This window comes from Arsenicicoccus sp. UBA7492 (assembly GCF_002479615.1).
Lineage (GTDB): Bacteria > Actinomycetota > Actinomycetes > Actinomycetales > Dermatophilaceae > Arsenicicoccus > Arsenicicoccus bolidensis.
Genome location: NZ_DLOE01000059.1, coordinates 1 through 12,708, shown reverse-complemented (window position 1 = coordinate 12,708; position 12,708 = coordinate 1). Strand labels below are relative to the sequence as shown.

The 12,708-nt window shown below is 71.8% G+C and carries 11 protein-coding genes and 1 tRNA gene; 8 read left to right on the top strand and 4 right to left on the bottom strand.

The genetic code is table 11. From position 1 onward, the window contains the following. Positions 1–148 precede the first annotated feature (148 nt). Positions 149–1,978: a phosphoenolpyruvate carboxykinase (GTP) gene (locus tag B4E97_RS17475; protein ID WP_414632805.1), complete on the bottom strand. Its 1,830-nt coding sequence runs from the start codon at positions 1,976–1,978 to the stop codon at positions 149–151. A gap of 119 nt (positions 1,979–2,097) precedes the next feature. Here B4E97_RS17475 and B4E97_RS17470 point away from each other — a divergent pair, with 119 nt between their 5' ends. From B4E97_RS17470 to B4E97_RS17460, 3 genes are all read left to right on the top strand, one after another. Beyond that, on the top strand, positions 2,098–2,904 hold the full coding sequence (locus B4E97_RS17470) for a WecB/TagA/CpsF family glycosyltransferase (protein ID WP_286958177.1): 807 nt from the start codon (positions 2,098–2,100) through the stop codon (positions 2,902–2,904). Between the two features lie 103 nt (positions 2,905–3,007). Beyond that, positions 3,008–3,080, top strand: a tRNA-Arg gene (locus B4E97_RS17465). A gap of 270 nt (positions 3,081–3,350) precedes the next feature. Continuing rightward, positions 3,351–3,899 (top strand): 3-keto-5-aminohexanoate cleavage protein, encoded by a 549-nt coding sequence (locus tag B4E97_RS17460; protein ID WP_286960994.1) that lies wholly within the window; start codon positions 3,351–3,353, stop codon positions 3,897–3,899. A 31-nt stretch (positions 3,900–3,930) separates the two neighbouring features. Here B4E97_RS17460 and B4E97_RS17455 read toward each other — a convergent pair whose 3' ends face one another. Next, positions 3,931–5,967, bottom strand: a complete 2,037-nt coding sequence (locus tag B4E97_RS17455; RefSeq protein ID WP_239261574.1) for a heavy metal translocating P-type ATPase — start codon at positions 5,965–5,967, stop codon at positions 3,931–3,933. 130 nt (positions 5,968–6,097) lie between these two features. On the opposite strand from B4E97_RS17455, the gene B4E97_RS17450 reads away from it, so the two are divergent. From B4E97_RS17450 to B4E97_RS17440, 3 genes are all read left to right on the top strand, one after another. Next, positions 6,098–6,805: a response regulator transcription factor gene (locus B4E97_RS17450; protein ID WP_019285259.1), complete on the top strand. Its 708-nt coding sequence runs from the start codon at positions 6,098–6,100 to the stop codon at positions 6,803–6,805. Beyond that, positions 6,802–7,920, top strand: coding sequence for a sensor histidine kinase (locus tag B4E97_RS17445; protein WP_286960992.1), 1,119 nt, complete (start codon positions 6,802–6,804; stop codon positions 7,918–7,920). Before B4E97_RS17450 ends, B4E97_RS17445 begins: the two co-directional genes overlap by 4 nt. Before the next feature lie 93 nt (positions 7,921–8,013). Beyond that, positions 8,014–8,682 carry a DUF6803 family protein gene (locus tag B4E97_RS17440; protein ID WP_037212943.1) on the top strand — a complete coding sequence of 223 codons (669 nt, stop codon included), beginning with the start codon at positions 8,014–8,016 and terminating at the stop codon, positions 8,680–8,682. Between the two features lie 2 nt (positions 8,683–8,684). Here B4E97_RS17440 and B4E97_RS17435 read toward each other — a convergent pair whose 3' ends face one another. Further along, a complete protein-coding gene (locus B4E97_RS17435) occupies positions 8,685–9,287 on the bottom strand; it encodes a hypothetical protein (protein WP_286960991.1) in 603 nt (200 codons plus the stop codon). Further along, positions 9,218–10,087, bottom strand: coding sequence for a condensation domain-containing protein (locus B4E97_RS17430; protein ID WP_286960989.1), 870 nt, complete (start codon positions 10,085–10,087; stop codon positions 9,218–9,220). Before B4E97_RS17430 ends, B4E97_RS17435 begins: the two co-directional genes overlap by 70 nt. A 599-nt stretch (positions 10,088–10,686) precedes the next feature. On the opposite strand from B4E97_RS17430, the gene B4E97_RS17425 reads away from it, so the two are divergent. Together B4E97_RS17425 and B4E97_RS17420 are read left to right on the top strand one after the other, a co-directional pair. Continuing rightward, positions 10,687–11,229: a DUF5709 domain-containing protein gene (locus B4E97_RS17425; RefSeq protein WP_286960987.1), complete on the top strand. Its 543-nt coding sequence runs from the start codon at positions 10,687–10,689 to the stop codon at positions 11,227–11,229. Positions 11,230–11,444: 215 nt separating this feature from the next. Beyond that, positions 11,445–12,650 carry an NAD(P)-dependent malic enzyme gene (locus B4E97_RS17420; protein WP_414632804.1) on the top strand — a complete coding sequence of 402 codons (1,206 nt, stop codon included), beginning with the start codon at positions 11,445–11,447 and terminating at the stop codon, positions 12,648–12,650. Positions 12,651–12,708 lie beyond the last annotated feature (58 nt).

Genomic DNA, 12,708 nt, shown 5'->3' with positions numbered 1-12,708 from the left:
ACGCGCCGGGCTTCGGCATACCGGAGAAGCAGATCGACCGGCCTTGGTCACATCAGCCTGGCGAACGAAGGCTGGTCGATGGACCTACCGGGGGTAGGTGCATCAGCCTGGCGAACGAAGGCCGGTCGATGCCTTTACCCCCGGCGGGTCAGGCGTTGGCGACGCGCTCCTTGAGACCGTCGAGCTCGGCGCGCAGCTCGGCGGGCAGCTCGTCGCCGAACTTGCCGAACCACTCCTCGACCAGGGGGAGCTCCTTCTCCCAGCTGGCCTTGTCGAAGGCCAGCGCGGTGGCGAGCTGCTCGTCGGTCAGGTCGAGGCCGTCGGTGTTGATCTCCTCAGGCTTGGGCAGCAGGCCGATCGGGGACTCGACGCCCTCGGCCTTGCCCTCGAGGCGGTCGACGACCCAGGCGAGGACGCGGGAGTTCTCGCCGAAGCCCGGCCACACGAACTTGCCGTCGTCGTCCTTGCGGAACCAGTTGACCTGAAAGATCTTGGGCAGCTTGTCCGCGTCGCCCTTCTGGCCGATGGTGAGCCAGTGCTGGACGTAGTCACCGGCGTTGTAGCCGATGAAGGGCAGCATGGCCATCGGGTCGCGGCGCACGACGCCGACCGCACCGACCGCGGCGGCCGTGGTCTCCGAGGAGAGCGTGGCGCCCATGTAGGTGCCGTGCGTCCAGTCGCGGGACTGGGCCACGAGCGGGATGGTCGTGGCGCGACGCCCGCCGAAGAGGATCGCCGAGATCGGCACGCCGTTGGGGGAGTCGTACTCCGCCGCGGCCATCGGGCACTGGCTGATCGGTGTGCAGAAGCGGGCGTTGGGGTGGGCGGCCTTCTCCCCCGACTCCGGGGTCCACTCGTTGCCCTTCCAGTCGATGAGCTCGGCGGGCTTCTCGTCGGTCATGCCCTCCCACCAGACGTCGCCGTCCTTGGTGCGGGCGACATTGGTGAACACCGAGTTGCCGGCCTCGATCGTCTCCATCGCGGACCGGTTGGTGCTCCACCCCGTGCCGGGAGCGACGCCGAAGAGGCCGAACTCGGGGTTGACGGCATACAGCCGGCCGTCCTCGCCGAAGCGCATCCAGGCGATGTCGTCGCCGACCATCTCGGCCCTCCAGCCGGGGATGGTGGGGGCGAGCATGGCGAGGTTGGTCTTGCCGCAGGCGCTGGGGAAGGCGGCGGCGATGTAGTGGGTCTTGCCCTCGGGGTTGGTGAGCTTGAGGATCAGCATGTGCTCGGCCATCCAGCCCTCGTCGTGGGCGATGGCCGACGCGATGCGCAGGGCGTAGCACTTCTTGCCGAGCAGGGCGTTGCCGCCGTAGCCGGACCCGAAGGACCAGATCGCGCGCTCCTCGGGGAAGTGGACGATGTACTTGGTGTCGTTGCAGGGCCACGGGACGTCCTGCTCGCCCTCGGCCAGCGGCGCGCCGACGGAGTGCAGGCACTCGACGAAGTCGGCCTGCGTCACCTCCATCTGCTTGAGCACGTCCGAGCCGACGCGGGCCATGACGCGCATCGAGGCGACGACATAGGCGGAGTCGGTGATCTCGACGCCGTACATCGGCTGGTCGGCCTCGAGGTGGCCCATCACGAAGGGGATGACGTACATCGTGCGGCCCTTCATGCACCCCTGGTAGAGGTCGCGCATGATGCCCTTCATCTCGTCCGGGGCCATCCAGTTGTTGGTGAAGCCCGCGTCCTTCTCGTCCTTGGAGCAGATGTAGGTGCGGTCCTCCACGCGAGCGACGTCACCCGGGTCCGAGGCGGCGTAGTAGCTGTTGGGCTTCTTGTCCTCGGCGAGCTTGATGAAGGTCCCGGAGTCGACCAGCGCCTGGTTGAGCTGCGCGGCCTCCTCGTCCGTGCCGGTGATCCAGTGGATCTGGTCCGGCGTCGTCAGAGCGGCGATCTCCTCGACCCAGGCCGCGAGCTTCTTGTGCGTGGTGGACATGTGGATCCGGCCATCCCTTCTGGTTGCCGTCATTGGCAAGGCGTGCTAGTCACGGTAACCGCTGCCCACAGGCCCGGCCACCGAGAGACTCGATCTGCGGGGAAGGTCACACTGAGGCTCACCTTGCCTGACATAGTTGAGTCGAGATTCGTATGACGAGACGCGAGGAGTGCGGTCACGTGCAGCAGCTGCTGTTGGGTGGGGTCCAGGTCGACGCCGGGAGCGAGCAGGAGGTCATGGACCTCTATCGCGCCGCCCTGCGGGGCGAGGGCCGCCCGCTCGCCATCGAGTCCGCCAACCTCGACCACCTCCACTGGTACCCCTCGGGCTCGCACGACCGCTCTGCCGGCTCGGTGGGCGACGGCTCTGGCGGTCTGCGCTGGCTGACCCTCATGGACGGCGCGCCCTTCGTCCTCACGGCCAAGCGGGTGACCGGCGTGACCTACCCCCGGCTGACGGGCGCGAGCCTGCTGGAGCCCCAGCTGCGCGTCGCGGCCGAGGAGGGTGCGTCGGTCGGCTTCCTCGGCGGTATGCCGGACATGCACGTGCGTCTGCGCGAGGAGCTCGGCCGCCGTCTGCCGGACCTCCGCATCGCGGGGACCTGGGCCCCGGAGCGGGCCGACATCACCTCGCCCGAGGGCGCGGCCCGCTGGGCCGAGACGGTGCGCGAGGCCGGCACCGACGTCGCCGTCGTGGGGCTGGGCAAACCGCGCCAGGAGGACTGGATCCGCGACCACGGCATCGCGTCCGGGGCGCGGGCCCTGCTGGCCTACGGCGCGGCGGCCGACTTCATCGCGGGGACCGTGCAGCGGGCGCCGCAGTTCTACCAGGACAACCACCTCGAGTGGGCCTACCGCCTGTCGCGCGAGCCCAAGCGGCTGGCCCGTCGCTACCTGCTGCAGGGTCCGCCCTCGCTGGTTCGCCTGGTCACCCACACCCGGCCCCGCCGCCGCTACTGAGGCCGCCACCGGCTCGGGTCCGGTCGACCGATTTCGTGGGGAGGCCCCCTCTGCTGTAAAGTCGGACCTCGTTGCGGACGCCCCCACGGGCGGCGCAGCGACTGCACCCGTAGCTCAACGGATAGAGCATCTGACTACGGATCAGAAGGTTAGGGGTTCGAATCCCTTCGGGTGCGCTCTGTGTTGAGACAGAAGCAAGGGCCCCGGCCGGCGGAGACGCTGGTCGGGGCCCTTCGCATGCCCCTGGGTCCCTGCGGTCCTCACTGACGCCGAGCCGCGAGGCCCGAGCGCGAGGTCGCGGTGGAGGCGCGGGCGGCTGTCGATGCCGGCGCCTCAGCCGTTCACGTCCACCCCAAGGACGCCGCCGGGGTGGACACCTTGGACGCGATGACGTGGCGAGGTTCGTGCTGGCCGTTCGACAGGCGTGTCCGGGCGTTCCCGTGGGCGTGACCACCGGCGCCTGGGCGTCACCCGACCCGGCGGCACGGGTCCGGTCGGTCCGGTCGTGGACGGCGCTGCCCGACTTCGCCTCGGTCAACTGGCACGAGGAGGGAGCGGACGACGTCGCCGCCGCCCTGATCGACCGCGGCATCGGCGTCGAGGCCGGGATCTGGCCCGGGGAAGGGCTGGCCCGGTGGCAGGCCTCGCCCTGGCGCGGGAGCTGCTTGCGAGCCTTGGTCGAGCTGGCCGACGTCCCAGACGAGGATGCCGCCGCCTGGGTGGCCCGTCAGGCGACACCACTCGTCGACGGAGTCCACCGCCTCGAGCCGGAGCTCCCGGTCCTGCTCCACGGCGCAGAGGGCAGCACCTGGGCAGCCGTCGACCTCGCTGCCCGACTGGGGCTGGACACCCGGGTCGGCCTCGAAGACACCACCCGGCTGCCGGGCGGCGCGACCGCTGCCGGGAACGCGCAGCTGGTGGAGGCCGCCCTCACCCGCGTCGCCGAGACCCGGTCGAGCAGAGCGCCCGCGGCCGATCCCGACAGCAACGACTGAGCGCGCGGCATGCCGCCGCGGCCTGCCGCGGTCAGGCGGCCCGGAGGCGGTGTGCGCTCTGTCCGGGGGAGAGGTCGAGACGGCGCAGGAGCTGCGCGTTGACGGCCACGACCACGGTGGACAGGGACATCAGGACGGCGCCGACGCTCATGGGGAGGACGAAGCCCACGGGTGCGAGCACCCCTGCGGCGAGTGGCACCGAGACGAGGTTGTAGCCGGCGGCCCACCAGAGGTTCTGGCGCATCTTGGCGTAGGTGGCCCGGGACAGCTCGACCACCGACAGGACCGACCGCGGGTCGGAGGATGCGAGGACGACGCCGGCCGAGCCGATCGCGACGTCCGTGCCGGCCCCGATCGCGATGCCGACGTCCGCCTGGGCGAGGGCGGGAGCGTCGTTGACGCCGTCGCCGACCATCGCGACCCGGCGGCCCTCGGCCTGCAGCTCTGCGACCTTGGCGGACTTGTCCTCCGGTCGGACGCCCGCAAAGACGCGGTCGATGCCGAGCTCGTGGCCGACGGTGTCGGCCACGGCCTGCGCGTCGCCCGTGATCATGACCACCTGTATGCCGAGGTCGTGCAAGGCGTCGACCGTCTCGCGGGACTCGGCCCGGATCTCGTCGGCGAGCCTCAGCGCCCCGGCCACCTCGCCGTCGACCAGGACGTGGAGGATGATCGCGCCCTCGGCGCGCCAGGCATCCGCCGCGGGGAGCTCGCGCTGGGCCCGGTGCTCGAGGAGCTGTGGACCACCGACCTCGACCACGGACCCGTCGACCGTTGCTCGGACGCCCACTGCGGGCGACGACGAGAAGTCGGTGGCGCGCCCCACCGAGATCGCTCGCGCCTGGGAGGCGCCGACGATGGCGCGTGCGAGAGGGTGCTCGCTGTCGGTCTCCGCGGCGGCGGCCAGCGCAAGCAGCTCGTCGGCCGAACGACCCCGGGCGGGCTCCACGGCGGTGACGGTGGGCTCGCCCTTGGTCAGCGTGCCGGTCTTGTCGACGAGCACGGTGTCCACCGTGCGCATGGACTCCAGCGCCAGTCGGTCCTTGACGAGGACACCTCCGCGGGCGGCTCGCTCGGTGGCGATCTGGACGACCAGCGGGATGGCCAGGCCCAGGGCGTGGGGGCAGGCGATGACGAGCACCGTGATGGTGCGGATGACGGCCGAGTCCGGCATACCCGCACTGGTCCAGACGATCGCAGTCACGATCGCGGCCGCGAGCGCGAACCAGAACAGCCAGGCCGCAGCCCTGTCGGCGATCCGCTGGGCTCGCGAGGTGGACGACTGGGCGTCGGCGACCAGAGCGCGGACCCCGGCGAGGGTGGTGTCGTCACCGACGGCCGTCACCTGGACCCGCAGGCCCGAGTCGGTGGCGACGGTGCCCGCGACCACGGCGTCGCCGGCTGCCCGGCGGACGGTCCGCGACTCGCCGGTGATCATGGACTCGTCCATGCTGGCGGACCCGGCGACGATCCGGCCATCCACCGGGACCGAGGCCCCCGGACGGACGACGACGACGTCACCGACCACCAGCTCGGAGGGGTCGACGGCAACCACGTCGTCGCCGACGACCTTCTCGGCCTCGTCCGGGAGGAGGGCGGCGAGCGAGTCGAGCGCGGAGGTGGTCTGGGCCAGAGACCTCATCTCGATCCAGTGCCCGAGGAGCATGATCACCACCAGCAGCGCCAGCTCCCACCAGAAGTCGAGGGTGTGGTCGACCAGCCCCAGGCTCGCGCCCCAGGAGGCCCCGAACGCAACAGTGAGGGCGAGCGCGATGAGCAGCATCATGCCGGGCCTGCGCGAGCGTGTCTCCGACCAGCCGCCCTCGAGAAACGGTCGGCCGCCCCAGAGGTACATCACCGTGCCGAGGACCGGTGAGACCCATGGCAGCCAAGAGCTCTCGGGCAGGGAGTAGCCGGCGAGCATCGCGAACATCTCGCTGAGGCCGACGACCGGGACGGCAAGGACCAGCATCACCCAGAAGAGGCGGCGAAAGACCTCGACGTGGTCCGCGTGCTCGTGCCCGCCGTGGTCGTCGTGACTCCTGTGCTGGGCGTGGTCGTGACGCATGGTCCTGGTCCTCTCGATGTCATATACCCCTAGGGGGTATATGACGGAACAGACTCGCCCCACCGGGTATTCCACCGGGGCCTCGTGCGAAAGAACGTGGGAAAGCCGTCGGGTGCGTGACACTGGGGCCATGCAGCCCGCACCTGCACCGGTCCGTGCCCTGGTCGTCGATGACGAGCCCGTGCTCGCAGGCACGGTTGCCACCTACCTGGACCGGGCCGGCTTCCAGACGTGCGTGGTCGCGGACGGTCGCGAGGCGGTGGAGGTCGCCCGTGGGTGGGTGCCCGAGGTGGTGGTGCTCGACCTGGGCCTGCCCGGGCTGGACGGCGTCGAGGTGTGTCGCCAGATCCGCACCTTCTCCGACTGCTACGTCCTGATGCTGACCGCGCGCGCCGACGAGGTCGACCTGCTGGTGGGGCTGTCCGTGGGGGCCGACGACTACATGACCAAGCCGTTCAGCGCGCGCGAGCTCGTCGCCAGGGTGCACGTCCTGCTGCGTCGCCCGAGGTCGGGTGGGCTGGTCCAGCGCTCGGCCCGCCGCATCTTCGGTGACCTCGTGATCGACCCCGACGCGCGGGAGGTCGAGGTGGGAGGGGTGCTGGTCGACCTGACGCGCACCGAGTTCGACGTACTCGACGCCCTGTCCAGCCAGCCGCGGCTCGCGTACTCGAGGCGCCAGCTCGTGGACGCCGTCTGGGGGCCTGACTGGGTCGGCGACGACCGCCTGGTCGACGTGCACGTCGCCCACGTCCGCCGCAAGCTGGGCGACGATCCCGCCAGCCCGCGCTACGTCTCCACCGTGCGTGGCGTCGGCTACCGGATGGGGACGGGGCGATGAAGTCCCGACGGGTGAACGGGTCGCTGACCCACCGGCTGGTGCTCGCCCAGGTGGCGGTGATCGCCGCGATGACCGTCACTATGGTCGTCGCAGCGCTCATCGTCGGGCCGGCGGTGTTCGACCAGCACATGCACGAGGCGGGCCACGGCGAGCAGCCGCAGCTCCTCGCACACGCCCAGGAGGCGTTCCGGTCCGCGGGGCTGGCGTCGATGGGGGCCGGTGTCGCGCTCGCGGTCCTGGCGGCGGTCGGGGCCAGCGCCTTCGTGACCCGCCGGATCGGCCGCGCCCTGGACGCGCTCGCCAGGGGCGCCGACGAGGTCGCCCAGGGCCACTACGACCAGCCGGTGATGATGCAGCCGACGGGGCGAGAGCTGGACGCCGTGGCACGGACGTTCAACGCCATGGCCGGGCAGATCGCCGGCACGGAGGCCACCCGTCGCCGCCTGCTCACCGATCTCTCGCACGAGATGCGCACCCCGATCGCGGCGATCCAGGTGACCCTCGAGGCGGTCGAGGACGGTGTGACACCCCTCGACGACGCGACGCTCGACACGCTGCGCGCCCAGACCCGGCGCCTCGAGCGCCTCGCCACCGACCTCAAAGACGTGTCTGCTGCCGAGGAGGGGCGGCTCGACCTGCGGAGAGAGGCGGTGGACCCGGCCGATGTGGTCCGGGCGGCCACCGGTGCGGCGGCTGCGGCATACGGCCGTCAGGGGGTGCGCCTGGAGCTCGACGTCGGCGAGGACCCTCCTGCGCGGGTGCGCGCCGACCCGTCACGGCTCGGCCAGGTGGTCGACAACCTCCTGCGCAACGCGCTGCAGCACTGCACGGCGGGGGACGGGGTCCGGATCGAGGTGCGCAGCCGCGCGACGGGCACCACGGTCGCGGTCAGCGACACCGGGTCGGGCATCGCGGCTGAGCACCTCCCGCACGTGTTCGAGCGCTTCTACCGCGCTGACCCGGGACGGCGCCGCGATCCCGAGTCCGTCACGGGGACCGGTGTGGGACTGTCCATCTCGCAGGCCATCGTCTCGGCCCACGGAGGCACCCTCGACGTCCGCAGCGACGGCCCGGGCACGGGAGCGACCTTCACCATCGCCTTGCCCCCGGCCTGACCTTCATAGAACCTTCACAGTTCCTGCGGCAGCTCTTCGCAAGCGTGGCGCAGCGTGGTCCCCATCGAGCTCGACCGAACCCGGGAGACCATCATGAGCACGCTGACCGCGGCCACCCCCGCCACGACCGATCACGCACCGCGGCGCGGTGCCGCCACCACCCTCGCGGTCCTCACGGCGCTGGCCGTGGTCGGCGGCCTGGTGGCGCCCGACCGCACCCAGGGCAGCGGCATGGACGGGATGTCGATGACGCATTACATGGGCCTGCTCGCGGTCCAGCAGCCCTGGAACCTCTTGCTGTTCATGGCGATTCCCGTGATCCTCGCCGAGACCCTGGCGATCACGGAGCTGGTCATCCTGTTTGCCCGCCCTGCGCCGTCGTGGGTGCACGGGCTCAGCCGCTGGGCGGGCCTGCTCGCGGGGCCGGTGATGGTCGCGATCCTCGTCCACCTGCTCCGGCACGCCGTCATCCCGCTCACCCTCGACGGTGGATGGCGAGGGCCGGCCGATGTCATCGCGGTCCTGGCCTACCTGCTCGGCGCCGTGCCGATGGTCGGCATCAGCCTCGTGGCGGCGGGCCTGATCGCGCGGGACGAGCGCCACGCCCGCAAGCTGCACGTGGTCTTCGTGGCGGTGTTCCTCGTGGTCGCCCACGTCGCCATGATCGCCGGGATGCTCGACCCCGCCGTCATGGGGTGGACCCAGGGCGGCGGGCAGCACGAGATGCCGGGCGGCACGATGATGCCCGGCATGCACCACTGAGCTCAGACGAGGGCGCTCAGGTGCACGACGGGTCGGGTGCCCGAGGGCGCGGTCTGCTTGGCGGCGCGGGCGACGTCGGCCTCCGACGCGCCGGGGGTGAGCGTGACGGTGAGGGCCAGGCGGCGGCCCTCCCACGTGGCGGTGCACGACTCGACCCCGTCGAGCAGGGCCACGTCGTGGGCCACACCGTCGGCCTCGACGTGCCGGCCGTAGACCTGCCGCCGCCCCTCCACGGGGCCGTGCGCCACCACGCGTCCGTCCGGGAGGAGCGCCGCGAGCTGCCCGGTGGCGACGGTCCCTGACGCGGTGCGGGCGACGAGCTCGCCGACCTGGGTGAAGCCCGTCGCCCGACCGAGGGCGTCACGGATCGCGTAGCCACGGGGCTCGGAGGCGTCGAGCCCGGGCACCGTCAGCTGGTCCGGGGAGAGGACGTCGCCCCAGCGCGGCGCCGGGGCGTCCGGCGCGCTGCTGGTGCGCGGGCGGGCCAGGAGGGCGGCCGCCTCGGCCTCCTCCGGCAGCAGGTGGTCGACCTCCGTCAGTGGCGTGGCAGCGTGGCGTGGCTTGCGAGGCGCGCCACGAACGTGGCGAACCGTTCGGCGTGCCAACGGGTCTGCTCGGCCGTGTAGATCTCGGGATGGGCCTCGCACTCGATCGCGAGGGAGCCGTCGGCGAGCGGGTGGATGGTCAGCAGCAGGTCGTAGACAGGTCCGCGTTGCAGGGCCTGCGTCGTGACGGTGACGCCAGGGACGACGGGGTCGTCGTCATACGGCATGACGTTGATCGTGGGCCCGTGCAGGCGCCCGGCCCGCCAGGCCGACGGCACGGCCTCGAAGATCGTCTCCGTCGGCGTCTGGTGGTAGGGCCGGGTCGCGCGGGCGCTCTCGACGACGCGCCTGGTCAGGGCGGCCAGGTCGTCGTCGTCCTCGAGGCCGACGCGGAGCGGGACGACATTCATCATGTTGACGGTCACGGCACGGTCGACGACGGTGTCGCGCGCGACCACGGGCAGGCCGATCACCGCGCTGCGCTCCTCGCTGACGCGGGCGCTGTATGCCGCGCCCGCCGCGATCAGCGGGTAGGTCCAGACGCGGTTGCCGACGGTCGCGCCGAGCCCCACGCGCACCGACGGCGGCAGCACCACGTCGTGGCGGTGGGGGCGGGCGACGACGTGGTGGGCCCGGTCGGCGGGGGAGACCCGCTCGGGCGCCCCCTGGAGGTACTCGCGCCAGAAGTCGCGCTGATCGTCCTCGGACCGTCGCGGCTGGGTGACGAGCTCCTCCACGGAGGGGTAGGCGCGGTCCGGGAACTCCGTGCCGGAGACGAGGTGGTTGTAGTGCTCCACGACGCGGTCGCGTCCCAGCCAGGCACCGTAGCCGTCGACCACGGCGTGCAGGGCGCGCTGCACCCCAGACGCCTGTGCGTCCCGCGAGCAGCACGTGCCGGACCAGCGGCCCGCCGGTGTGGACGTCCCAGGGCTCGGCGCAGAGGCGCTCGGCCAGCTCCCGTGCCGCCGTGCGCTCGTCGTCGAGGTCGTGGACGTCAGCGGCGTCAGGGGCGTCAGGGACAGCAGTGGCATCAGGGGCGTCGAGGCGGGAGACGACGTCGAGCCGGGAGACGGTGACGACGTCGTCGGTCAGGTCCGCGACGTACTGCCGTGCGGGCTCGGTGCTCACGTCCACCCTCAGCCGCAGGGTCGGCATCTCGACCGAGACGCGGCGCACGGCATCGGCCAGCGCGTCGGCGTCCACGGGCCCGGCGAGCTCCGTCAGGAGCGCGACGCTCCAGGCGGGGGAGCCGGGGTCGGCCAGGTGCCCCTGCAGCATCCCGCGCTGGGCGGGCACGAGGGGGAGACGAGGGGGGAGGGGGCGGCCGGCGCTGGGGCCGACGTCCGTGTCGGGCACGCCGATCAGGATAGGTGAACGGTCCAACCCTCGCGGGGGCTTGCGTCGACTCGTCCTGGTGCCTGCCGCCCGATCCGGGACGTCCGCGTGGCAGAGTGTGGGCATGAGCGACCAGTACGACCTCGAGCCCGGCGACAGCGGCGACCAGGACTCCTTCAGCATCGACGACGAGACCCAGCTGAGCGGCGAGGACCAGCTGCTCGACCGGGGCGTGGACGACCTGCTGGACGAGGGCTACTCCCCGCCGGAGCGTCCCCGTGAGGTCGAGAGCTATGGCATCACGGCGCAGGAGCAGCACGACGGGGAGTCGATCGACATGCGCCTCGAGGAGGAGCTGCCGGACGACCCGCAGGACGAGCACGACCCGCGGGCCCACGTGCGCCACCGCGACGACCGGGTGGGCGGGGACGACCCCGACGCGATCTCGGTCGAGGATGACTTCCTGGGTGACCCCGAGGTCGGCGATCGCCGCGCCGGGCGTCTGGTGGCACCCGACGAGGGGGCGCACGAGGACCGGGAGTCCGACCTCCTGGCCAACGACGAGGGCTTCAGCGGGGGCGCCGCCTCGGCCGAGGAGGCCGCGGTCCACGTGATCGACGGCGACCCGGACGTGGAGGGTGACCGGGAGTACCCGCGTCAGGGCTGACGACGAGCCGTCCCGGTCCTGTGACCGAGGGCACGATGACGGGCGGCATACCGGTCGGTAGCCTGTGGGGACCGTGATCGCCCGTCGGCGGCTCGGCTCCCACCACAGAGCCGTATGCCGGGGGTGACGCACCGAGACCATCGGCACGAACGGCGACCCATCCCGTCGCGACGACCACGCGCCCAGCGCTGCCACGCCGTCCTTTGGGGTATGCCATGTCCTATGCCCACGCGTCCCGCCTGACCACCACGCCCGACCCGATCGTCCCCGACCCGACCGACCCGATCTTTGCCATGCACCTCGGCGGCAAGATCGAGACCGCCCTGCGGTGCGAGGTCCGGGACGCCACCGACCTCTCTCGTGCCTACAGCCCGGGCGTGGCCAAGGTGTGCACGGCCATCGCGGAGAACCTCTCGCTCGTCGACACCTACACCTCCCGCGCCTCGACCATCGCGGTCGTCAGCGACGGCACCGCGGTGCTCGGGCTCGGCGACATCGGGCCGCACGCCGCCATGCCGGTGATGGAGGGCAAGGCGATGCTGTTCAAGCACTTCGGCGGTCTCAACGCCGTCCCGATCTGCCTGGACACGACGGACGCCGACCAGATCGTCGAGACGGTGGTCGCGCTGGCGCCGACCTTCGGCGGCGTCAACCTCGAGGACATCAGCGCCCCTCGCTGCTTCGAGATCGAGCAGCGGTTGAAGGACCGCCTGGACATCCCCGTCTTTCACGACGACCAGCACGGCACGGCGATCGTGACGCTCGCCGGCCTGATGAACGGCGCGAAGGTGCTCGGCCGGGAGCTCGCCGACCTGCGCATCGTCATCACGGGGGCCGGTGCGGCCGGGGTCGCCATCACCAAGGTGCTGCAGCGGGTGGGCGTGCGCGACATCGTGGTCTGCGACCGGCAGGGGATCATCGGCTCGCACCGCACCGACCTGCCGCCGCACAAGCGTCAGCTCGCCGCCACCACCAACCACCGCGACCTCTCGGGCGACGTCGCCCGGGCCCTGCGCGGGGCGGACGTCCTGATCGGGGTGGCCGGGGGCACGGTCCCCGAGGCTGCCGTGAGCCGCATGGCCAAGGACGCCATGATCTTTGCGCTCGCCAACCCCGACCCCGAGGTGCACCCCGAGATCGCGGCGCGCCACGCCGCCATCGTGGCGACGGGGCGCAGCGACTATCCGAACCAGATCAATAACGTCCTCGCCTTCCCCGGGATCTTCAAGGGGGCCCTGAGCGTTGGTGCTTCCCGCATCACGGAGGGCATGAAGCTGGCAGCCGCCGAGGCCATCGCAGCCTGTGTCCCTCACCCCACGCCCGATCGTGTGGTTCCCAGTCCGTTCGACCCTGCGGTAGTCGAGTCGGTCACCCGATCGGTCGCACGCGCCGCTCAGATGGAGGGTGTCCTTCGTCACTGAGGTGACAGGTGGGCGTAACCTGGCGTATGGAGACCCGCTAAACCTCGATCCACCGATG

Bases quoted from the DNA above. Each gene is read 5' to 3' on its own strand.
- B4E97_RS17455 (WP_239261574.1), bottom strand. From the start codon at position 5,967: ATGCGTCACGACCACGCCCAGCACAGGAGTCACGACGACCACGGCGGG.
- B4E97_RS17470 (WP_286958177.1), top strand. From the start codon at position 2,098: ATGACGAGACGCGAGGAGTGCGGTCACGTGCAGCAGCTGCTGTTGGGT.
- B4E97_RS17450 (WP_019285259.1), top strand. From the start codon at position 6,098: ATGCAGCCCGCACCTGCACCGGTCCGTGCCCTGGTCGTCGATGACGAG.
- B4E97_RS17445 (WP_286960992.1), top strand. From the start codon at position 6,802: ATGAAGTCCCGACGGGTGAACGGGTCGCTGACCCACCGGCTGGTGCTC.
- B4E97_RS17440 (WP_037212943.1), top strand. From the start codon at position 8,014: ATGAGCACGCTGACCGCGGCCACCCCCGCCACGACCGATCACGCACCG.
- B4E97_RS17425 (WP_286960987.1), top strand. From the start codon at position 10,687: ATGAGCGACCAGTACGACCTCGAGCCCGGCGACAGCGGCGACCAGGAC.
- B4E97_RS17475 (WP_414632805.1), bottom strand. From the start codon at position 1,978: ATGACGGCAACCAGAAGGGATGGCCGGATCCACATGTCCACCACGCAC.
- B4E97_RS17420 (WP_414632804.1), top strand. From the start codon at position 11,445: ATGTCCTATGCCCACGCGTCCCGCCTGACCACCACGCCCGACCCGATC.